The organism is Sphaerimonospora mesophila (assembly GCF_001417795.1).
GTDB lineage: Bacteria > Actinomycetota > Actinomycetes > Streptosporangiales > Streptosporangiaceae > Sphaerimonospora > Sphaerimonospora mesophila.
Map to the genome: position 1 here is coordinate 172,200 of NZ_BCBX01000039.1, position 22,192 is coordinate 194,391.

The 22,192-nt window shown below is 69.7% G+C and carries 16 protein-coding genes; 7 read left to right on the top strand and 9 right to left on the bottom strand.

Features of this window, described 5'->3' with window-relative positions; translation table 11 throughout:
• Positions 1-9: 9 nt before the first annotated feature.
• The 8 genes from AP234_RS21135 to AP234_RS21170 form a co-directional block, all read right to left on the bottom strand.
• Positions 10-1,461, bottom strand: coding sequence for a serine/threonine-protein kinase (locus tag AP234_RS21135; protein ID WP_055481413.1), 1,452 nt, complete (start codon positions 1,459-1,461; stop codon positions 10-12).
• Complete coding sequence (locus tag AP234_RS21140; protein WP_055481414.1) at positions 1,462-3,000, bottom strand: protein kinase domain-containing protein; 1,539 nt, start codon at positions 2,998-3,000, stop codon at positions 1,462-1,464.
• Between the two features lie 52 nt (positions 3,001-3,052).
• Entirely contained in the window at positions 3,053-3,490 is a 438-nt protein-coding gene (locus AP234_RS21145; RefSeq protein WP_152990546.1) for an ATP-binding protein, read from the bottom strand.
• Between the two features lie 219 nt (positions 3,491-3,709).
• On the bottom strand, positions 3,710-6,787 hold the full coding sequence (locus tag AP234_RS21150; RefSeq protein ID WP_055481416.1) for a glycoside hydrolase family 3 C-terminal domain-containing protein: 3,078 nt from the start codon (positions 6,785-6,787) through the stop codon (positions 3,710-3,712).
• Between the two features lie 65 nt (positions 6,788-6,852).
• On the bottom strand, positions 6,853-7,695 hold the full coding sequence (locus tag AP234_RS21155) for a carbohydrate ABC transporter permease (protein ID WP_235558289.1): 843 nt from the start codon (positions 7,693-7,695) through the stop codon (positions 6,853-6,855).
• On the bottom strand, positions 7,692-8,564 hold the full coding sequence (locus AP234_RS21160; protein ID WP_055481417.1) for a carbohydrate ABC transporter permease: 873 nt from the start codon (positions 8,562-8,564) through the stop codon (positions 7,692-7,694). The genes AP234_RS21155 and AP234_RS21160 overlap by 4 nt, the downstream gene beginning before the upstream one ends.
• A 2-nt stretch (positions 8,565-8,566) precedes the next feature.
• On the bottom strand, positions 8,567-9,886 hold the full coding sequence (locus AP234_RS21165; protein ID WP_235558290.1) for an extracellular solute-binding protein: 1,320 nt from the start codon (positions 9,884-9,886) through the stop codon (positions 8,567-8,569).
• Between the two features lie 24 nt (positions 9,887-9,910).
• A complete protein-coding gene (locus AP234_RS21170) occupies positions 9,911-12,193 on the bottom strand; it encodes a TIM-barrel domain-containing protein (RefSeq protein ID WP_055481418.1) in 2,283 nt (760 codons plus the stop codon).
• A 208-nt stretch (positions 12,194-12,401) separates the two neighbouring features.
• Here AP234_RS21170 and AP234_RS21175 point away from each other — a divergent pair, with 208 nt between their 5' ends.
• From AP234_RS21175 to AP234_RS37690, 5 genes are all read left to right on the top strand, one after another.
• A complete protein-coding gene (locus AP234_RS21175; RefSeq protein ID WP_055481419.1) occupies positions 12,402-12,620 on the top strand; it encodes a hypothetical protein in 219 nt (72 codons plus the stop codon).
• Between the two features lie 282 nt (positions 12,621-12,902).
• A complete protein-coding gene (locus AP234_RS21180; RefSeq protein ID WP_055481420.1) occupies positions 12,903-14,900 on the top strand; it encodes a beta-galactosidase in 1,998 nt (665 codons plus the stop codon).
• 114 nt (positions 14,901-15,014) lie between these two features.
• The gene (gene sigJ / locus AP234_RS21185) at positions 15,015-16,106 is read left to right on the top strand and encodes an RNA polymerase sigma factor SigJ (RefSeq protein WP_235558291.1); all 1,092 of its coding nucleotides are present in this window, start codon (positions 15,015-15,017) and stop codon (positions 16,104-16,106) included.
• Between the two features lie 14 nt (positions 16,107-16,120).
• Positions 16,121-16,570 (top strand): carboxymuconolactone decarboxylase family protein, encoded by a 450-nt coding sequence (locus tag AP234_RS21190; RefSeq protein ID WP_055481421.1) that lies wholly within the window; start codon positions 16,121-16,123, stop codon positions 16,568-16,570.
• Between the two features lie 376 nt (positions 16,571-16,946).
• The gene (locus AP234_RS37690; protein WP_162842212.1) at positions 16,947-17,114 is read left to right on the top strand and encodes a hypothetical protein; all 168 of its coding nucleotides are present in this window, start codon (positions 16,947-16,949) and stop codon (positions 17,112-17,114) included.
• Between the two features lie 110 nt (positions 17,115-17,224).
• Here AP234_RS37690 and AP234_RS21195 read toward each other — a convergent pair whose 3' ends face one another.
• Entirely contained in the window at positions 17,225-19,732 is a 2,508-nt protein-coding gene (locus tag AP234_RS21195) for a DUF222 domain-containing protein (protein WP_160330478.1), read from the bottom strand.
• Positions 19,733-20,733: 1,001 nt separating this feature from the next.
• On the opposite strand from AP234_RS21195, the gene AP234_RS21205 reads away from it, so the two are divergent.
• Both AP234_RS21205 and AP234_RS21210 read left to right on the top strand, forming a co-directional pair.
• A complete protein-coding gene (locus tag AP234_RS21205) occupies positions 20,734-21,168 on the top strand; it encodes a YbjN domain-containing protein (protein ID WP_160330479.1) in 435 nt (144 codons plus the stop codon).
• 193 nt (positions 21,169-21,361) lie between these two features.
• Positions 21,362-22,177, top strand: coding sequence for an Fpg/Nei family DNA glycosylase (locus AP234_RS21210; protein ID WP_055481425.1), 816 nt, complete (start codon positions 21,362-21,364; stop codon positions 22,175-22,177).
• The last annotated feature ends 15 nt before the right edge of the window (positions 22,178-22,192 follow it).

Consider the following 22,192-nt stretch of genomic DNA (forward strand, 5'->3'; position numbering starts at 1 on the left):
TTCGAAAGGTTATCCGAGCCCGACATCGACGAGCTCCGCCGCGCGTACGGCGGTTCGCCGGTCGTCCGGAGTGACCGTCGCGTCGCCCGCCCGGCGGTAGGCGACCTCGACGACGAGGTTGCTGAGCCGGAACCAGACCGATGCCCCGGCGGTCCCGGCGCTCGGATCCGACTCGTCGCGCGAGAACGCCTCGTCCGCTATGCCCGGCTGGTCGTAGAGCGCGGCGCCCGCCTCGGCCTGGGCGGCACGCTGCCCGGCGAGCTCCAGGGCCGCGGCATCGGCCGCCGCCTCCCCCCGGCCGGAGTCGGCGAGCCGGTAGGTCACGGTTATCGTCCGATCCCGGCCGCTCGTGCGCTCCCGCCACTGGCAGCTCGGGGCGAGCCGTCCCGGCCCTCCGGCGGACTCCGCCGACGAGTGATCCGTGATCTGATCCGGCGCGGCCTGGGCGCCGAACAGCTCGCGGACCGCGGCGGTGGTAAGGCTACGGCACGGGTCGGGGGCGGCCGTGAACCGTCCCCCGTCCGAGCCGGAACCCGCCCCCGGCCCACCGGCCAGCCACCAGGCCCCCAGCCCCGCCGTCACACCCACCACCAGCACCAGCGCGATGCCGAGCACGAGCCGTGTCGTACGGCCCCGCCGTACGTCGGCGGGCCCCGGCGCGGCGGCCAGCGCGTGCAGGGCCTGCCGTACGACCTGTGGCGGCAGGCGGCGGGCGGGGTCCTTGTCGAGCAGGCCGTGCACGAGCCAGGCCAGCTCGGGCGAGGCCAGGGCCATCGGCCGCGGCTGGTGCAGGAGCACGGCGGCGACGAGCGCGGCGGCGAGATCCCGCTCGAACGGCGGCCGGCCCTCGACCGCCGCGTACAGCGTCGCGCCCAGCGACCACAGGTCGGAGGGCGGCCCGTCGGGCTCGCCGCGGAAACGCTCGGGCGCCATGTAGGCGGGCGATCCCGCGGAACTGGACGAGACCGCTCCGGCCGTGCCGAGCCGGGCGGCGATCCCGAAGTCGGTGAGCAGCGCGCGACCGTCCGGTGCGATCAGCACGTTGGCGGGCTTCACATCACGGTGCAGGATCCCGCGGGCGTGCGCGGCCTCCAGCGCGTCGAGGACGGAAAGCCCGATCTCGGCCACCCGCCGCACCGGGAGCGGCCCGTCCTCGTGGATCACCCTGTCGAGCGATCGGCCGGGCACCAGGTCCATCACGATCCACGGCCGCCCCTCGTGCCGGACCACGTCGTGGATCATCACGATCGACGGGTGGTTGAGCCGGCCCGCCGCCCGAGCCTCGTAGATCGCCCGGTCGGTGAACTCGGCCAGCTCCGCCCCGCCGAGCCCCGACGGGATGCGGACCTGCTTCATCGCGACCTCACGGCGGAGCAGTTCGTCGGTGGCCCGCCAGACGGTGCCGCCGCCGCCCTCGCCGAGTGCTTCGACGAGGCGGTAACGGCCGGCCAGCAGGTCCATTCAGGCCAGCCCTCGAAGGCCTTCGACGGCCATTCCGGCCGCCTCCATCGCGCGCTGCCGCAGGTCCTCGACCGATCCGGCGTCGAGGTCGGCGTACTGGAAGCGGGCCACGAGATCACCGAGGCGGAAGTACACCTCGGACGCCTGGGCCGCTCCCTCCGGTCTGGTGATGTCGGCGGTGAACGCCTCGTCGCCCACGCCGGCGGCCGGCCGGGCGGCGGACACGATGACGGCGGTCCTGCGGTCGACGCCGACCTCGTACCAGATCCAGTTGCCGTCGCGGGGGGCCGAGCCGTACTGCCGGCGCAGACCGGCCAGGAGGGTTCGGGCGGAGTCGAGCGTGAGCGCCCAGGGCTCGGGGGTGTCGGAGTCGGTCTGGGCGCTCAGGGAGATCCCGGCGCCGGTGACGGTCCACTGGCACTCGTCGCCCGACGCCCGGCCCTTCGGCGGTGTGTCGGTGCCGAGCACCCGCCCGACCTGCTCCGGAGTCAGCGCTCGGCACAGGTCGACCTTCCGGGAGAAGGTCGGCGACACCGGGCGCGGCCGGGCAGCCGCCTCGGCCCCGCCGTCGTTTCCGCCGTCGTCGAGGACGAGGACGGCGGCGGTCGCGGTCACCGCCACGGCCGTCGCCGCCGCGGCCACGCCGATCCAGCGTCGGGCGCGCTTCCCGCCGGGCCGCCGCATCGGCACCGGCCGGATCTCCGGGGCGCCGCCGGCCGCGATCCGCCGGAGGAGGTCCAGAGCCGTGGCGGCGTCCGGCCGGGCGGCCGGGTCCCGGGCCAGCATCCACATCAGCAGCGGCCCGAGCGGGCCGGCCAGCCGCGGCGGCCGGGGATCGCGCGTCAGCGTCGCCGCGATCACCTCCGCGGGCGACTCCTGCGAGGAGGAGCGGTACGGCGAGCCGCCCTCGACAGCGGCGTAGAGCGTGGCGGCGAGCGACCACAGGTCGGCGGCCGGCCCGCCCGGTTCGCCCGACAGCCGTTCCGGGGCGATGAAGCCCGGGGAGCCGACGAGCAGTCCGGCCTCGGTCAGCGCGGTCTGGTCCGCAGGTCGGGCGATGCCGAAGTCGGTGAGCACGACGCGGCCCCCGTCGGCGAGGAACACGTTCCCCGGCTTGACGTCCCGGTGCTGTACGCCACGGGAGTGCGCCTCCGACAGCGCCTCCAGCACGCGTGCGCCGATGTCCGCCACCAGCGGGGGCGCCATCGGCCCGTAGGTCGAGATCTCCTCGGACAGGTCGTGACCGTACAGCAGTTCCATGACGATCCACGGCTTGCCGTCGTGTACGAGCACGTCGTGCACGGCGACGATCCCGGGATGGCGGATACGCGCGGTGACCTCGGCCTCCCGCATGACCCGCGCCACCCGTTCCGCGCGCTCCCGCTCGGGCAGCCCGTCGGGCACCCGAAGCTCCTTGACCGCGACCTCGCGATCGAGCAGAACATCCCTTGCCAGCCAGACCGTGCCCATGCCACCGGAGCCGAGGGGCCGCAGCAGGTGATATCGCGAGGCCGGCGTCTCCCCCAGCGATTCGGCCATATCGGGGAGAATAGCGAACCTTTAATCGACTCGCTCTCGGAGGGGTTTTCCGTTACCTCCCCTTTGCCCGACCCTTGTCCGTCGGAAGCTCCAGCGAGACCGTGCTCCCGTTGCCCGGCTCCGACGCGAAGGTGAGGACGCCGCCCAGGCTCCCCACCCGCCGGCGCAGGCCGTCGGCCTTCGGCAGTTCGTGCGGGCTGTAGCCGCGCCCGTCGTCGCTGACCGTCAGCCGGACCGTGCCGCCGACGGTCAGCGCGATCGACACGTGGCCGGGATCCCGCGCCGCGGACAGCGCCAGCACCAGGGTTTCGCAGACGAGCTGGGCGACCTCGTCGGTGACCACACTCGACGGGTCGGGCAGCGCCCAGATCTCGACGGGGACGGCGGCGGCCTCGCCCCAGCCGGCGATGACGGACTCGACCGCCGCCCGCAGACCGAAGCCGGCGGCCTTCGACCGCGACTCCTGTCTGACGAGAGAGAGCTTCCTCAAGGGGCCCTGGCCACGCGGGATCACGAAGCCTCGCAGATGTGTGATTTCGACGAACACCCACGAAGCTAGCCGATCGAATCGCCCCCCCATTGGACCGCTCTCATATCGTTTGAGTCACGCCCCTTACATCGGGGTTGACAGAGGGCGGCAGTGCCTGCCGGGAAGAGCGAGTTCTGGCGGCACTGCCGTCGGGATCGGGCCGCGGGAAGCGGCGGACGTTCAGTGGAGGGTGAGGTCCTTGATCCTCAGGTCGCCCCGGAACACGACGTAGAGATCCTTGACGCCGGAGGCGCCGGACACCGGAGCGGTCGCCGTACCCCAGCCGTAGACGCCGCCGGTCGCGGCGACCGGGACCGTGGCGATCAGCCTGCCGGTCGGCGAGCCGGCGCGCAGTTCGACGGACCCGCCGCCGGCTGCCGCGGCCACACCCATCGTCACCCGGGCCGGGCGGCTTCTCAGGTCGGCGTCCCGGAAGACGATCCAGTCGCCCGCGGCCCCGCCGACGGCGTCACCGCGCGTCTTGGTCTCGTCGACCAGGTCGACGCCCGAGTAGTCGTCGAAGTCGATCGCCCTGGTGGTCTTCGACAGGTCGCGCGGCGGGATCCGCTCGCCCTTGACGGCGATCGTCGTCCGCTGCCGGATGCGCGCCGACGACGAGCCGACCATCACATCGTGCGGGGAGGTCTCGACCGTCCACTTGTTCCGCGTGACGTCCCACAGCGCCAGGTCGGCCCGGTCGAGCCGGAAGGTGACCGTCTTCGTCTCGCCGGGGGCCAGCGTCAGCCGCTGGAAGCCGCCGAGCCGCTTGACCGGTTGCGTCACCCGGGAGGTCCGCTGATGCGTGTAGAGCTGGACGACCTCGTCACCGGCCCGGTCGCCGGTGTTGGTCACCATCACACTGACCTCCCAGCCGTCGCCGCTGGGCGTCGCCCGCAGCCCCTGGTAGCCGAACGTGGTGTACGACAGTCCGTGGCCGAACGGGTAGAGCGGCGTGCCGCGGTAGTAGAGGTACGTGTGGCCGGTCCTGGTGATGTCGTAGTCGAGGATGTCCGGCAGGTCGGCGTCGGACCGATACCAGGTCTGGGTGAGCCGCCCGGACGGGTTGACGCCGCCGAAGAGCACGTCGGCGAGGGCACGGCCGGTCTCGGCGCCCGCGTGGGTGGTCCACAGCAGCGAGGCGACCTCGTCCTCCACCTTCCGCATGGTCGTCGGGTAGCTGTCCTCGAGGACCACCACCGTGTTCGGGTTCGCCTCGACGACGGCGGCGATCAGATCCTGCTGGGCCTCGCCGAGCTCGAGGCCGTCGCGGTCGTGGTTCTCCCGGCCCGCGACGAACGGGTGGCTGCCGACCACCACGACGGCCGCGTCCGCGTCCCTCGCGGCGGCCGCCGCCGTGTCGGCGCCGCTGGTGACGATCTCCTTGGCGAAGTGGGCCGCCTCGGCCTTGGACCCCATGCCCAGCGTGCCGTCGGCGCCGACGGTCACGTAGTGCTCGGGGATCCACCACCACGACTCGTCGACCTCGTATCCGGCGTACCGGATCAGGTAGGTCCCGTCGTTCTGCCGCTCCAGCCGGAACTGCTGCTGCACGTACCACCCGTCCGGATTGTCGGAGTTGGCGAGGAACGTGCCCCAGTTGCCGGTGAGCAGCTTGCCGTTGCCCACGTTGCGCAGCGTGGACACGCCGTCGGTCCAGTCGGCGACGTCGAACTGCGACGACTCGGTGGGAGCGGCGTCGGACACGACGACCGCGTCGGCGGCGCCGGTCACCGTGACGTACTTCCCGCTGGCCACGTCCCTGAGCGCGACCCGGTCGAGCGCGTCGGCGCCGGTCACGGTCGCCCCGCCGCCGAGCCGCTCCCTGATCCCGTCGAGGGGCGTCACCTGGTACGGCATCCTGCCGCTGTACCAGTCGGTGAACAGCGTGTCCTGCAGCGGGCCGACGACGGCGACCTTCTTGATCGTGGCCGGGTCGAGCGGAAGGATCGGCGCCGGCTTCTTCTCCGCCGAACCCTTCACCGAACCCTTCACCGAGTCCTTCGCTGAGTCCTTCGCTGAGCCCTTCGCTGAGCCCTTCGCCGAGTCCTTCGCCGAGTCCTTCGCCGCAGGCTGTTTCTTCGGCGCCGAGTTCTTCAGCAGCACCATGGCCTTGCCCGCGGTCTCGCGGTTGAGCCGCTGATGGGCCACGCTGTTGATCACATCCTTGGTGATCTTCGCGTACGGCCCGCCGTCCGGGTCGAACTGGCCGAGCCGGAACCGGATCGACAGCGCGTGCCGCACCGACCGGTCGACGTCGGCCTCGGCGAGCAGCCCCCTGCCGAGCGCGTCCTTGATCAGCCCGGCCATCGTTTCGGGCTTATTGTCGTCGACGGTGAAGCTGTCGATGCCCGCCTTCAGCGTGGCGGCGAACGCCTCGGTCTCGTTGTCAAAGTAGTGCTCGGGGTCGGTGAGCGCGTGCGGGGCCCAGGCGTCGCTGACGTTGTAGAGATCCTTCGACGTCCAGGACCGCACGACGTCGTTCAGGTCGGGGTTGACGGTGTTGGGCCGGCCGTTGACCAGGTTGTAGGCCCCCATCACACCGGTGGCGGCGTCGGCCGAGATCGCGGGCTTGAACGCGGCCTCGTCGTACTCGTGCTTGACCCGTGGCGGCAGGTTCGAGGAGGTGAGGCTGCGCCGATACTCGTTGTTGTTGGCCAGGTAGTGCTTGAGCACCGGGGCCGTCTTCAGATAGAAGGGGTCGTCGCCCCGCAGGCCCCTGCCGTACGCCGTGGAGATCGCGCCGGTGAGCAGCGGATCCTCGGAGTAGCCCTCCTCGTTGCGGCCCCATCGGGGATCGCGCAGCAGGTTCACCACCGGGGCCCAGACCTGGGTGCCCCACGCGACCGGGTCGGCGGAGTTGTACCCGCGTACCTCGTCGCCCACGGCGGAGCCGACCCGCTCGATCAGCTCGGGGTCCCAGGTGCTGGCGAGGCCGACCGCCTGCGGGAAGACCGTGCCGCTCGCGAACGTCTGCGCCCAGCCGTTCTTGTCGTCGTTGGACCAGGCCACGCCGTGCAGGGCCTCGGTGCCGTTCTTGTGGTACGGCACGCCCAAGCGCGGGATCGCGGCCTGCGACTGGTGCAGCAGCGAGATCTTCTCGTCGAGCGTGAGACGGCCGAGGAGGTCGTCGATCCGCTGGGCGAGCGGCAGCCCCGGGTCGCGGAACGGGAGATCCTCGGCCGCCCGCGCCGGGGTGGTGCATAATCCGACGGCCAGGACGAGCGCGGCCGCCGCCCCAAGGGGTCGTCGAAGGGACATGTCGCCTCCAGGTCAGGTGGATGGCTCAGATGCAGGGACTTCGGATACTTCGAAGCGCTGCGGGGTCACTTGACGGCGCCGACCGTGATGCCCCGGGTCAGCGTGCGCTGGAAGATCAGGAAGAAGGCGACGGCCGGCACGATGCCCAGCAGCGCCGACGCGCTGGACATGGTGGCGTCCATCATCTTGTCCCCCTGCAGCACGCCGAGGGCGACCGGCACGGTCTGGTTGTCGTTGGAGATCAGGAAGATCAGCGGCAGGAAGAACTCGTTCCAGGTCCAGATGAAGAAGAAGATGACGAGCACGGACAGGGTCGGGCGACTGATCGGCACGACGATCCGCCACAGCGTCCGCCACCTGCCGGCGCCGTCCAGCGCCGCGGCCTCCAGGATCTCCCGGGGGAACTGCCCGAGGACGGCCGACAGGAGATAGGTGCCGAAGGCCGCCTGGATCACCGTGAAGATCACGATCACGGCGAGCGTGGAATCGTACAGCCCGGCCTGCTTGGCCAGGTAGTACAGCGGATACACCAGGGCCTCCTGCGGCAGCGTGTTGGCCACCAGGAAGAACACGAGGATCCACAGCCTGCCCCTGACGCGGCCGATCCCGATCGCGTAGGCGTTCAGCACGGACAGCACGACGGCGGCCAGCGCGACCGTGCCGCTGATCAGGAAGCTGTTCCAGAGCTTGCGGCCGAAGTCCACCCGCTGCCAGAACTCGACGATCCCGTCGAGATAGACGCCCTGCGGCAGGCTCAGCGGGCCGCCGGAGGAATACTCGGCCGGCGACTTGATCGCGTTCAACGTGACGATCACGAAGGGGAACAGCATCACGACCGCGAGCACGACCAGCGCGGCGAGCACGGCCCATCTTCCGGGAGGCCCGCCCGGAGCGCGGAGGGTTCTCAAGAGTCACGCTCCTGAAGGCGGAGGAAGAGGAAGGTGACCACCACGATGATCAATGCGAGCACGGTCGCGATGGCCGAGCCGTACCCGACGTCGGCCTTCTGGAAGAAGTTCAGGTAGGAGAAGTACGACGGCACCATCGTGGCCGAGCCCGGCCCTCCCCTGGTCAGCACGAAGATCGGGCCGAACACCTTCAGTGCGGCGATCGTGCAGGTCAGCAACACGACGAAGATCTCCGGCCGGATCTGCGGGATCGTGATGTGCCAGAACCTGCGCCACCACGACGCCCCGTCGATCTCCGCTGCCTCGTGCAGCGCGGGATCGGCCCGCTGCAGCCCGGCCATGAAGATGACGACCGGATAGCCGAGCTGGAACCACACCATGACCGCCATGACCGTGGCCAGCGCGATGTCGGAGTCGCCCAGCCAGTTGACCTTCAGCCCGAAGATCTGGTTCACCGCGCCGTACGACGGGTGCAGCATCCAGCCCCACACCACGCCGGCCACGGCGACCGGCAGCACCTGCGGCAGGTAGTACGCCGCGCGCAGCGCGGACGCCGTACGCGTCCCGAACCGCCTGCCGATGTAGTCGAACAGCGCGGCGGCGAGCACGAGCCCGATGATCGTGGGCACCACGGCCATCGCGACGATCAGGCCGACGTTGTGCTGGAACGACGCCCAGAACCGCTCGTCCCGCAGGAGCTTCGCGTAGTTGCCGAGGCCGACCCAGGTGGGGGTGCCGACCCCCGACCAGCGGGTGAAGCTGGTCGCGACGTTCATCGCGAACGGCACCACGATCACCACGAGGAACAGCACCAGGCTCGGGATCAGGTAGACCCAGTAGCCGCCGCCCCGCCTCGCCGGGCGTGCCATGATCAGTTCCCGATGTCGGCGAGGTTGTCTTCGTACGGCTGGGCGATCTCGTCCAGCACCGCTTCCGGCTTCTTGCCGCCGTTGATGAGCTCCTGCAGCCCGGCGACGAGCACGTCGTAGTAGCCGGGCGCCGGCCAGTCGGGATAGAAGGCCAGACCGTCCCGCGAGGAGAGCTCGTTGAAGTTCTCGATCAACTCCTTGCTCTTCTCGTCGGTGATCGCCGACGGGTCGGCCGCGACCGGGATGCCGCCCGAGTTGCCGAGCAGGTTCTGGATCTCCTTCTTCATCGTGATGTCGATGAAGTCGTAGGCCAGGTCCTTGTTCTCGGCCTTCTCCGGGACCACCCAGAGGTTGCCGCTGGAGCCGGGCGCGAGGTTGCCGGGCCACAGGAACGAGCCCCACTCGAAGTCCTTGATCTCGGACTGGAGCCGGCCGTACCACCAGCTTCCCGACACCATCATCGGGAACTTGCCGGAGATGAACGCCACGCCCATGTCCTCGGCCTTCATGCCCGCCGAGTCCTTGCCGATGTAGCCCTTGCCCACCCAGTCGGCGAACGTCCGCGCGGCGTAGGTGAGCTGCGGCCCATGGAAGTCGACCTTGCCCTGGTAGAGCTGGAAGGAGTTCACCCAGGCGCGGTCGGCCTGGTTCAACGCGAGCAGGTAGAAGAGTTGCTGCGCCGGATATTCGGCGCCCGCCATCGCGATCGGCGTCGTCCCCGCCTTGGCGAACGCGTCGAGCACGGCGGTGAGCTCGTCGAACGTGGTCGGGACCTCGACGCCCTGCTTCTCGAACAGGTCCTTGTTGTAGTAGACCATCACGTACTCGCCGTAGTTCGGCACACCGAACCACCTGCCCGAGCCCATGATGCCGCGATCGTCGTATCTGGCCGTGGTCTGCAGGGACGGGCTGAGCAGCTTGTCCCAGCCGCGCTTGGCGGCCTCGTCGGACAGGTCGGTGAGCAGGCCCTGCTTGGACAGCAGACCGGCGGTCGCGTTGCCCTTGTTGTACTCCATCAGGTCGGGCGCCTCGTCGGAGTTGAGCACCATCCCCGCCGTCTTCTGGATCTGCTCGAAGCCCTTCTCCTCGAACTTCACCTGCACGCCGGGGTGACTCGCCTCGAACTGCTTGACGGCCTCCGCCCAGGCCTTGCCCATCGCGCTGTCGGCGCCCTCGTAGTGCCACAGCGTCAGGGTCCTGGCCTGGCCGGATGAGCCGTCGCCGGAACCGTCACCGGAACCGGACCGTCCGCCACCGCACGCGGCGAGTGCCAGCGCGGCAGCGGCGAGCACCGCCACCGCCGTGCTCCTGCCCATCTTCATGGTCTTCTCCCGGGGGGTTTCGTATTACTCGATGACGACCGGGATCCCGGGGCCGGCGAACTCGACGCCGGCGATCCGCTTGGGGCCGTCGGCGCCGACTACCAGCCGGTCGCCGTCCCTGACCGCGGTGACGATCGTGTCGCCGTCCAGGTCGCGGATCGTCGTACGGCTCTCGCGCTCGGGCACGCCGTACACGACGAGCGTGATCAGCGGGTCCTCGGTCACCGTGTCCCTCGGCTCGGTCACCGGGATCAGCGCGCCGTGCCGTACGAACAGGGGGATCTGGTCGAGCGGCGGCGAGACCGTCACATAACGGCCGCCGTCGGTCGGCTCACCGGTCCAGTAGTCCACCCACACCCCCGAGGGCAGGTAGACCTTCCTGGTTCCGTCGGCCGAGATCATGGGGGCGACGAGCAGGTCGGTCCCGAGCAGATACTCCAGGTCCGCCTGCCAGGCCACCGGGTCGTCCGGATGGTCCACGCACAGCGCCCGCATCATCGGGGCGCCGGTCTCGGCCGCGGTGACCGCCGCCGAATAGATGTACGGCATCAGCCGATAGCGCAGCCGGATCGCCTCGACCGCGCCCATCTCCGCGTGCGGCGGGAACTCCCACGGCTCCCGGCTGGTGGTGCCGTGGAACCGGACGAGCGGGGACAGCGCGCCGAACTGCGACCAGCGGATGTAGAGGTCCGGCGTCGGCGTGCCGGTGAAGCCGCCCGCGTCGTGGCTCCAGAACGGGACGCCCGACAGCCCGTGCGACAGGCCGCCGCGGATCGTGCTGCCCATCGCGGGATAGACGGCGTCCACGTCGCCGCTCCACTGGGCGGGATGCCGCTGACCACCCAGATAGGACGAACGCGCCCAGACCATCCCGTGTCCGGCGACCTCCCGCGTGGCCTCCGCGACCGTGTCGTTGAAGAGCAGCGTGTAGACGTTGTGCAGGTCGGTGCCCGACATGCCGTTGAACGCCACGGCGTCGGCGGGCACCCCCTCGGCGAAGTCGGTCTTGAACACCGCGACGCCCTCGCGCAGGCGATCGAGCAGCAATCCCCGGAACCACTCGACGGCGGCGGGATTGGTGAAGTCGACGATGCCGGAGGGCTCGTGCGAGCCGTGCCAGACGTCCGCGACGTACGGCTCGCCGTCCTGCCGTCTCAGGAAGAAGCCCTGCCGCGCCGCGTCGGCGAAGGCCGGGCTGAGATGCGAGACGTACGGATTGATCCACAGACAGACCCGGAATCCCTGTTCGCGCAGCACGGCCAGCATGCCCGCCGGGTCGGGGAACGCCTCGGGGTCCCAGCTCAGGTCGGACCAGTGCCCGTCGGCCTGCCAGTAGCAGTCGAGATGGAGCACGTCACAGGGGATGCCCCGCTCCCTGATCTTCCTGGCACGCTCCAGCACGCGTTCCTGGCTGTCGCGGAAGAAACCCGAGGAGATCCACGTGCCGAACGCCCACTTCGGCGGCAGCACCGGCTTGCCGGTGAGGGCGCAGAACCTGCTCAGCACCTCGGCCGGGGCCGGCCCGGCGATCACGTAGTAGTCGATCAGGTCGTCCGGGACCACGATCTGCACGGCGCTGTGGGTCGACTGGCACATGTCGAACTCCACCGGTGCGCCGCTGTCGACGAGGATGCCGTATCCCCGGTTCGACAGGTAGAAGGGCACGTTCTTGTACGCCCGCTGCGACTCGGCGCCGAACGCGTCGAAGTTCCACATCAGCGGCCGCTGACCGCGCTTGTCCAGCGGCGTGAACGACTCCCCGAACCCGCCGAACGCCTCGTCGGCCGGGGCGACGAACGTGTCATGGTACGCCACCGGAACTCCGTCGGCCGTCGACCGGCCGAACGGCAGCGTGCGCACCCGGCCGCTGATGTCGGGGCGGGCCGGGGCCTGCTCCACCAGCGTCCGTCCGGCCCGGTCGGTGAACCTCAGGTTCCACGGATCGAGCCGGACCTCGGCACGCAGCGACCCGGCATCGATCACCACCCGGCTGTGTCCGGCCTCCACGGACGCACCGCCGTACCGGCCGGGGGTGACAAGCGTGATCGCCCGAGCAGAACGGGTGCGCGCGTCGGGATCCTGGCCGAGCCGTACCCTGATCACGCCCTCGCCGGCGACCGTCAGCTGGACGATGAGCGTCTCGTCGGCCGAGGTGTCGCCCTTGAGCGTCACCCCCTGCCCGTCGGAGGCCACCACCTCCGCTCGGGTCAGCGCCGACAGCCCCTCCTCGCCGCGCTCGCGCACGGGAAGCTCGGGAGGGTCCGCCACGAAGTACTCGCGCGCGATCAGAGGGGGACGGTACGGCATCGGGAGACTCCATCCGGCTCTAGAGGTATGGAATTAGTTTGCCGAGTATCCCAACAAAGGTCAACGGTTCCGAAGATCGATGGAAGGTTCCGCAAAACTCCGCCATGAGGCAATTTGGGGCGATATATTCCCGTTTGTACCTTATTCAGGTAATGTGGCGGCAATATCCCCGACACCCCTGGCATGCCCCGGCGCAACTGGAGGTCGCATGGACCGGTTCGTGCACGTGATCCCACTGGATGACGTGATCAGCCACGAGGGTACGCCGCACTGCGTCTGCGGCCCCGGCGGCGAGCCGGTCACCGCCACCGATCTCGACGAGCCCGACGGCCTGGGCCCGGGGTGGTCCACCCCGGCCATCGGGGTGATCTACCGCCACTACGCGCTCACGCCCTGCCGCCAGTGGGAGGCGGTCCCCGAGGCCTGATGGGAGCCATCGGGTCGGCCTGATCAGACAGAATCTGATCAGACCGACTCTGATCAGGCGGACTCTGATCAGGCGGACTCGGCGCCTGGTGGCCGCCGGCGTGTGAAGCGCTCTCGTGGCCGGGGCCGCCGACCGGGTTCCCTCCGGCGCGCCGCACTCCCTCCGGCCACACTCCCTCCGGTCGCGATCCCTGGGATGTGATCCCCGTTGACTCGGCGATCCGGTCCACTTAGTTTGGCCCCCAGACTAATTGCGGTGCGGCCGGGACGATGGGAGCGCGGGATGCGGTGGCCCAGGGGTGTCGAGGGGCTCTGCTACGGCGGGGACTACAACCCGGAGCAGTGGCCGGAGGACGTCTGGAAAGAGGACGTCGCGTTGATGCGGCGGGCCGGCGTCAACCTGGTGACCGTCGGGGTGTTCTCCTGGTCGAGGATCGAGCCGGAGGAGGGCCGCCACGACTTCGGCTGGCTGGACCGCGTCCTCGACCTGCTCGAAGCGAACGGCGTCAAGGCGAACCTGGCCACCCCCACGGCCTCCCCTCCCCCCTGGTTCGGCCTGGCGCATCCGGACGCGCTCAACATGACGGCGGAGGGTGTCCGGCTGACCCACGGCAGCAGAGACACCTACTGCGTCAGCGCCCCGCCGTACCAAGAGGCCTCCCGGCGGATCGCCGCCACGCTCGCCGAGCGCTACCGCGACCATCCCGCCCTGGCGATGTGGCATGTGCACAACGAGTACGGCACCGCCTGCCACTGTGACCATGCCGCCCACGCGTTCCGGGCCTGGCTGCGGGAGAAGTACGGCACGCTCGACGCGCTGGGCGACGCCTGGACGACCTCGTTCTGGAGCCAGCGCTACTCGGCCTGGGAGCAGATCACGCCGCCCCGGGCCACGCAGTACCTGCCGAATCCCACCCACGTCCTCGACTTCCGGCGGTTCGTGTCCGACGAGATGCTGGCGCACTTCCGGCGGCAGCGCGACGTGCTGCGCGAACTGACCCCGGACGTGCCGATCACGACGAACTTCGTCTTCGGTGGATGGGTCCCGGTGGACCACTGGAAGTGGGCGCGCGAGGTGGACCTGGTCGCGATCGACGACTACCCGGCGGAGCCGGGCCTGGCCGCGGCCGAGCACACCGCGTTCGCCGCCGACCTCGCCCGCTCCTGGGCGGGCGGCGCCCCCTGGTTGCTGATGGAGCAGGCCCCGGGGGTGATCTACACGAACGGGCGGATGACGGCCAAGGAACCGGGCGAGACGGCCCGGCACAGCCTGTCCCACATCGCCCGAGGCTCCAGGGGCGTGATGTTCTTCCAGTGGCGGGCCTCACGCGGCGGCGCCGAGCTGTGGCATGCCGGGATGGTCCCGCACGCCGGACCCGACTCCCGGATCTTCCGTGAGATCGCCGAGCTGGGCGAGGTGCTGGACCGGCTCGGCGGCACGGGGGTCTCCGGCGCCGTCGAGGCCGACGTCGCCGTGCTCTGGGACTACGACGCCTGGTGGGCCCTCCAGTCACGCGGCCTGCCGTCCGCCGAGCTCGACTACCTCGACGCGGTACGGCAGGCACACCGGGTGGCGTGGCTCCGGGGCCTGACCGTTGACTTCGCCCACCCCTCACACGATCTCTCCCGCTATCGGGCCGTACTCGTCCCGAGCCTCTACCTCGTCTCCGACGCCGCCGCCGCGAACCTGCGCGGCTTCGTCGAGCGGGGCGGCACGGTCGTCGTCTCGTTCTTCAGCGGTGTCGCCGACGAGCACGCGCGGGTGCGGCTCGGCGGTCATCCGGCCGCCTTCCGCGACTTCCTCGGCATCCGGGTCGAGGAGTTCCTCCCGCTGGCGGAAGCCGTACGGCTGTCCGACGGGCGGCACGCCACGATCTGGAGCGAGCACGTCCATCTGGAGGGAGCCGAGGCGGTCTCCGCCTACCCGGACGGCCGTCCGGCCATCACCCGCAACTCCTTCGGCGCCGGCAGCGCATGGTACGTCTCGACCCGGCTCGGCGACGAAGGCTACGCCCGGGTGCTGGCGGACGCCCAAGTGCTGACGGAGAGACGAGTGCTGACCGCGGGGAGTCGGCGGCCCTCCGCCTCCGGCCGACCCGCCCCCGCCGTTGCGCCCGGGGTGGAGATCGTCCGGCGCGACTCGGGGATGCTGTTCGCCATCAACCACACCTCCGAACGCCACCTCGTCCCGATCCAGGGGGTCGATCTCCTCACCGGTGCCCGCCTGGACGGCGTCGACCTGCCGCCCGGAGGCTTCGCCGTGCTCCGAGAGGACCGGTGATCGGAGCCGGGACGAGGGACGGGACCGGAGCCGGGACGGGGCGGGTCACGCGAGATTTCACATCGGGGATCACCCGGCTTGTCACACACTGGACGGGTGTCTCGTCCTCAAGATGTGAACGACCATGACGTTGACGACGCCATGCTGGACGAATCCGTACCGGACGACGTCGTACTGACCGAGGCCGGGACGGGCAACGCCGGGACGGACAGGGCCGGAACGGGCGGCACCGGGACCGAAGACGCGATCGCGGCGGAGTTCCACCTGCTGCGTCCGCGACTGCTCGGCGTGGCCTACGGCCTGCTCGGCACGCTCGACGAGGCGGAGGACGTCGTCCAAGACGCCTGGCTTCGGCTGCGCACGGCCGTGGCGGCTCCGGGCGGAGGCGAGATCCTCGACGTGACCGGCTGGCTCGTCGTCACCGTCTCCCGGCTCGCGCTCGACGTACTCCGATCCGCCCGTCACCGGCGGGAGGAGTACGTCGGACCGTGGCTACCCGAGCCAGTTGTGTCCGAATCGGTGCGGTTCGGGTCTGTTCCTTCCGGATCATCGCGGTCAGGGTCACTCGGGTCCGGATCGCTTTGGTCCGGGTCGTTCTGGTCTGGAGATCCCCTGGAGCGGGTGACACTCGACGAGTCGATGAGCATGGCCATGCTGGTCGTGCTGGAATCGCTCAGCCCGGCAGAACGTACGGCCTTCGTCCTCCACGACGTGTTCGGCCTGCCGTTCACCGAGGTGGGAGAGGTCGTCGGGCGCAGTCCGGCCGCCTGTCGGCAACTGGCCGCCCGGGCGCGGGCGCACCTCGCGGCCAGGGCTCCCCGTTTCGACGTCGATCCGTCCGAGCATCGACGCGTGGTGAACGCGTTCGCCCGGGCATGCGTGGGCGACGACATCCAGGCGCTGCTCACGCTGCTCGACCCGGACGTCGTCTTCCGCAGTGACGGCGGCGGCGTGGTGACCGCGGCCAGGCGTCCGGTCCTCGGTGCCATTAAGGTCGCCAGGCTGCTCTTCGGGGTACGCCGCTTCGGGGAGTTCACCATGACCCCCGCTCCGGTCAACGGACGGCCCGGCCTGCTGCGCTTCCGCGATGGGCGGCTCAACGCCGTCCTGGGGCTCGAATCGGTCGACGGCCGGATCACCACCATCGACATGGTCTTGAACCCGGACAAGCTCGCACGTGTGAGCCTCACGGAACGAACCATCTGAAAAGGAGATCGAACATGCAGAGAATCGACGTCAGCCGACTCGCCCCCGAGGCGTACCGCGCGATGCACGCGCTGGAGAGATTCCAGCGTGAGAGCGGGGTTCCGCACCCCACCCTCGAACTCATCAAGATCCGGGTCAGCCAGATCAACGGTTGCGCGTTCTGTGTGGACATGCACAACCATGACGCCAAGAAGGCCGGGGAGACCGACGAGCGCCTGTGGTCCGTGGCCACGTGGCGCGAGGCGCCCTTCTACACGGAGGCGGAGCGGGCCGCGCTGGCGCTCGCCGAGGAGGCGACCCGGCTGAGCGACCGTCCGGACGCGGTGCCCGACGATGTGTGGGCGGAGGCCGCCAAACACTACGACGACGAAACACTCGCCGCACTCGTGGTGGCCATCGCGACGATCAACGCCTGGAACAGGATCGCCGTGACCACCCGGGTGGTCCCCGGCTCCCTCCGCTGATCTCGACCCGACCGGCAGAACCGGGGGCGGAAGCGAGGAAGTCAAGCAGTTGTAAAGGGAAAACCAGGAGACAGCAGGCGGTGCGGCGCATAATCTGCTGACGTCACGGAAAGGAGGAGCAACATGAGACACATAAGGATCACCAGGACCCGCAGCACGCGCCGCACCAAGGACACCACAGACCCCGTCGGCCCCTTCCCCCATCGGAAGAAGGCCTCCGGTCCCCACGAGGCAGACAGTCCGACACTGCCCGGCGACCTCGATCTACGCTCCCCTTCTGGCCGCCCTCTCCCCTACTGATCGCTTTTTTACGCTGGTTTTACCCGAACCTCGATAGTTATCTTCACCTAGATAACGAAACCATCACGCTCGGGGGATGAGAATGCTCAAGGTACCGCCGACTGGCCAGGTCAGGGACATCAGGTCCGCGCTCCGCCGCAGGCCCGACCGGATCCGCGACAAGAAGGTCGTCGATTTGCGGGCCTACCGGGGTGCCAATGTGATCCGGTTCCCCCGGCCCTCCGGTCCCGCCTCGACCGCCTGAACTCTTCCATCTTTTGGTCTGATCTATCTCGGCAGGCCGGCCTCGGCGTAGGCCGGCCTGCCGTCTGTCTTGTCGGCCCACCCGCGAAGCGTTCGGCCTGCCGTAGCTCCTCACGGGCGCGGAACCTTCCCGGGTGCCCGGCTGGTTCGTTCCGCACGCTCCACTACGGGCTCCTGCTCGGTTTCGTCTCGAGACCCACCGGCTGTCGGCATGTCACGTCGGTGTTTTCTGGTGGGTGAGGGGCCGATGTAGATGAACTCCCAGCGGTCGGGGCCGGTCTTACGGCGTTGGTAGCGGTCGGGGTGCAGGTAGCGGTCGCGGTTGTGGAATTGGCAGGCGGGGCCGAGTCTGGCCAGGTCGGTGCGGCCGCCTTCGCTCCAGTTGTCGAGGTGGTCGATCTGGCACATGCTCGCCGGGAGGGGGCAGCCTTTCACCCAGCAGGTGTCGTAGCGGGCGGCGACGGCGCGGCGTTGGGCGGGGGTGGCCAGGCGGGTCTTGCGGCCCATGTCCAGGACCTGCCCCTCGGTGTTCATCACCAGGCGGACGAGGGTGGAGGTGCGGGCCAGGCGGTGGATGTCGGTGATGGGCAGCAGGTGTCCGGTGGACAGCAGCAGCCCGGGCAGGGTGCGCAGCACCGACTGCCACCGCCAGTCCCCGGCCCCGAGGCCGCTGTCCCCGAACCCACCGTCGACGCTCCAGAAGCTCGTGCTCCTGGAAGTCGCACCCCCGGGGTCCACGCCCCCACGGGGATCGCTCCTGCCGGGATCGCCTCCGCTGGGGTCGCCGGGGTCGCTCCTGCCGGGGTCGTCCCTGCTGGGGTCGCCGGTGGAGGGGGCTGCTGGGTGCGTGCCGAGGTCGGCACCGGCGGGGATGGATCGGTGCGTGCCGAGGTCGGCACCGGTGGGAGTGGTGTCCGCGGTGTGGTCGTCTTCACCGGCCCGGTTGTGGATGCCGGTGCGGGTCCCCGAGCCGCTCTCGGTCTCCGGCTCCTCAGCGCTTCCGGGCTCGTCAGTGCCTCCGGTCCCGGCCGCAGCGTTGAGCTCGATCGCTGGGCTGGCCTCGGCCGCGGGGCTGGGCTCGTCGTCACCGGTGGTGGCCGGGCGGATGGGGGTGCGGTCTTCGCGTGAGTTCTCGGTGGGCCACTCAGGACCCCGGCCGCCGCTGGGATCACCGCCTGGCGCCGCGTCCCCCCGGTCGTCCCCTCGGTCGTCTCTGCGGCCGGCCCCCGGAAAAGCTCCGGGAAGGAACCCGGGAACAGGATCGGAAGCGGCGTCGGGAACGGGAGTGGATTCGGGGGCGGGCGCGGGCGCAGAAGCGGCGCCGGGAGTGTGATCAGGATCGAGGTCGTCACCGGCGTCATCGCGGGTTGCTGGGCCGGTTCCTTTGCCGGTCGCACGCGCCGGGCCGTCGCTCCGGCCGGCGTCACCAGGCGCGGTGCCCTCGGGCACGGTGCCGTCGGGAATGGTGCCCTCGGGCATGGTGACATCAGGCACGGTGCTGTCGGGCACGGTGTCACCAGCCATGGTGCCGTCGGGCGTGGCATCACCGGGCGTGATGTCACCGGGCACAGTGCTGTCGAGCATGGTGTCATCAGGCATGGTGCCGCTGGGCGCGATGTCACCTGGTACTGCGTCGCCGGGCATGGTGTCCTCAGGCGCGGTGTCGTCGGGCGCGGTCTTGCCGGGAGTGACGTCGTCAGATGCGGTGCTGCCGGGCGTGGCGTCCTCAGGCTCGGTGTCACTGGACGTGGTGCCCTCGGATGCGCTGTCTTCGGATGCGCTGTCTTCGGGCGCGATATCGCCGGGAGTGGCGTCGCGGGGAGTGGTGCTGTGGTGGGTGGATTGCCCGGGGGCGGTGCCGTGTTCGGAATCGTGGGGGGTGGGGTCGTCGGGGAGGGATTCGGCGTTGATCAACACCAGGAGTTCGGTGGTGATCTGCTGCTCCAAAAGTGCGATCAGCGTGTCGGCGTTACGGACTCGAAGCGGCCGGTCATCTCCCTGGGCCCTGGGTTTGGCGTAGGCGTCCAAAAGGGCCCGTAGCCGGGCGGCGGCCTCCCGCGGCAGACGGAACTCCCCCTCCACCCCACCGCTTTCGGTCTCCCGCAACAGCAGGAAGCGGGCGTCGTAGTCGGCGGCGGCGTCCTTGACCTCCCCATCGGGGTTCAGGACCGCCCGCAGATACCGTCCCGCTTTGGTGATCTCCTGCGGCCCGGCGGAATCGGCCAGTTCCACAAGGATCGTCTCGGCCTTGGCCGCGTCCTCATCGCTGAGTCCGGTGGTGGCCGCGCAGATCGCCGCCACCATCGCCTCGGTCAGGTTCCCGGCGGCGTACCGTGCTTGTACGTCGGGCAGGCGTGCCAGTTCGATGCCCAGGGCGACGGTGCGGTAGGCCGTCCGGCGGCTCATCCCGCACACCGACCGCAACCACGTCCGCGTCGAGGCGTGCCCGGTCTGGCGGGCCGCTCCGGCCGCGTGCACCCGCGCGGCCCGTAGGGCGATCGCCGCCTCCAGCCGATCCCGCGCGAACGCCAACTCCTCCACCTGCGCCAGACACACCTCCGGCGAGCCTGGGAGCGCCGTCACCGCCAACGCCAGCGCGGCCTCCCGCACCTGGCTCACCAACGGCCACGACAACACCCCGTCCGCGTCTGCGGAATCCGCCGCGCACGCACCGCTCAGACCACCCGAAGAACCACCCGGAAAACCACCCGGGGACCCCTCTGCAGGGACACCCGAGGCGCCGCCCTCGGAAACATCCGGAGCATCACCCGCGACACCATCTGAGGAGCCACCGGAAGAGACATCCGCAGTCTCCGGGATACGCCGCAGACAGGCGTCATCGTCGCGGTCGTCGATGCGCGCTGGAGGAGCATCCGCCGTAGGAGCCGTACCGGCAAAGGCGGCATCGACAGAGCCGGCATCACCGGAGCCACCATCCACCACTCGGCCCAGAGACACACCATCCAGGAGCGCGCGGTCGAGGGAAACGGCGGGAACGGCGGGAGCGGCGGCAAGCCAGTCAGGCCAGCCGGACCACGACGCGGCACCTTCCCGACCAGCGGAGGAACGAGCAGCAGCACGCGCCGACGCCTCGGCCCGCACCGCAGCCCACCACTCAGGACCCAGCAACGACCGCTCCCGGGAACGCGCAGGACCCGGATCGAACAATCCGAGCGGCTGGGTCAACTCTGCCGACTCCACACGTCCCCCTTCCCGCGCCCTTCATTTCGAAAGTCTGTCTGAATTCTCTCACGTGACCTCCGGAAATGACAACACCCTCTCGAAAGAATTCCAAAGTAAATATGAGAATTAAATGACGCTCACCCCTAATGCCCGTGATGCCGGAAATGGAATGAAAGATTGCAATGAGCAGTCATGCAAGATCGAGAATCCCATCCGTCGAGGCGAACGGCAATCGATGCGAGAAACCGCAAGACCACGGGATGTGTTCGCCCAGCTCACGAGAGAAGCGGGCGAGAAACTGCAAGATCACGGGCTGGAGGGGGAGGGATGAGGAGAGGTAAGGGCGTGTTGGGGTGGACGGCCGGAAACGATGGGTTCGGGGCTTCCTCTTCGGCGTCTGCCACCCCATACCCGGTGTGATGGTGCAGGATGTACACGTGGCGCCTTTCACCTCGGTCCTGCAGCCGGATCAGCATCTCGTCAAGGAGATCCTCGATGAGCTGGAACTCGATCCCGCCTTCGACTCCGAGGGTGATCTTGCGATAACCACTCCCCCGCTTACGATCTACTTCCTCTTCGGATCCGCGGGTGACATGTTCACGGTCCGCACGTTCTACACCCGGCGTTACTCGGTGGACGACAAGCGGATCCTGCTCGCCGCCCTGAACGAGTGGAACGCGGACAACATGTGGCCGAAGGTCTACACGTTCACCCGCGACAACGGCATTACCCGGGTCGTCGGCGACTGCGACCTTTACATCGGGGCCGGGGTGACCAGGGAGCACCTGACCACGGTGATCACACATTGGGTGAGGTTCGCGATCAAGTTCCATCGCTGGCTGACCGATCGCCTCGCGTACCAGCTCGACTGAGGCCCCGCGCGGACTCAGCTTCCTATATCGCCCCTCCGATAGCGCTCTTCCGCATCACCGTCCCGTCGCCATCCCCGCATCACCGTCCCGCATCACCGGGTCCCCCTCAGCGCCCGAAATCCCGACCGACCCACCGCATCGATAGTGTGGTGCTCCACGTGATCCCCCACACGACCCGCCCGGAGCGACACGGTTGCCTGAAGGACACATCATTCACCGGCTCGCCGCCGAATACGGCAGCCATTTCTCGGGAGCCGGAACACCTGTCGGCGCGAGCAGTCCCCAGGGCAAGTTCTCGGATGGCGCCGCGCTACTCGACGGACAGCACATGGACGACACGGACGCCCATGGCAAGCATCTCTTCCTCGGTTTCGGCCCGTTGGGCTGGGTAAGGATCCACCTCGGCCTGTACGGGAGGGTCGCCTTCGGCCCCGCTCCCGCTCCGGCGCCCGTCGGTGCCGTACGGCTCCGCCTGACGAACGACACGAGCTATGCCGACCTGCGCGGCCCCACCGCCTGCGAGCTGATCACCAACGAGGAGAAGCAGGCGGTGCACGACCGGCTCGGCCCTGACCCGCTACGCGGACACGACGACCCGGAACGGGCGTGGGTACGGATCTCCCGGTCCAGGGGCCCGATCGCGGCGTTGCTCATGGACCAGAAGGTGATCGCGGGAGTGGGCAACGTATACCGGGCCGAGGTGCTCTTCCGGCACGGTATCGACCCCTATCGCCCCGGACGCGACCTGGGCCGCGCCGAATGGGACGCGATCTGGGCGGACCTGGTCGTGTTGATGCGCGAGGGCGTACGGCTCGGCAGGATCGACACGGTACGGCCCGAGCACATGCCCGAGGCCATGGGCCGGCCGCCCAGGGTCGACGACCATGGTGGCGAAGTCTACGTCTATCGCCGGGCCGGGCGGCCGTGCCATGTCTGCGGAGGCGAGATCCACACCGCCGACCTGGAGTCGCGCAACCTTTTCTGGTGTCCCGGCTGCCAGCCGCGCTGACCCCGCGGAAGGGCG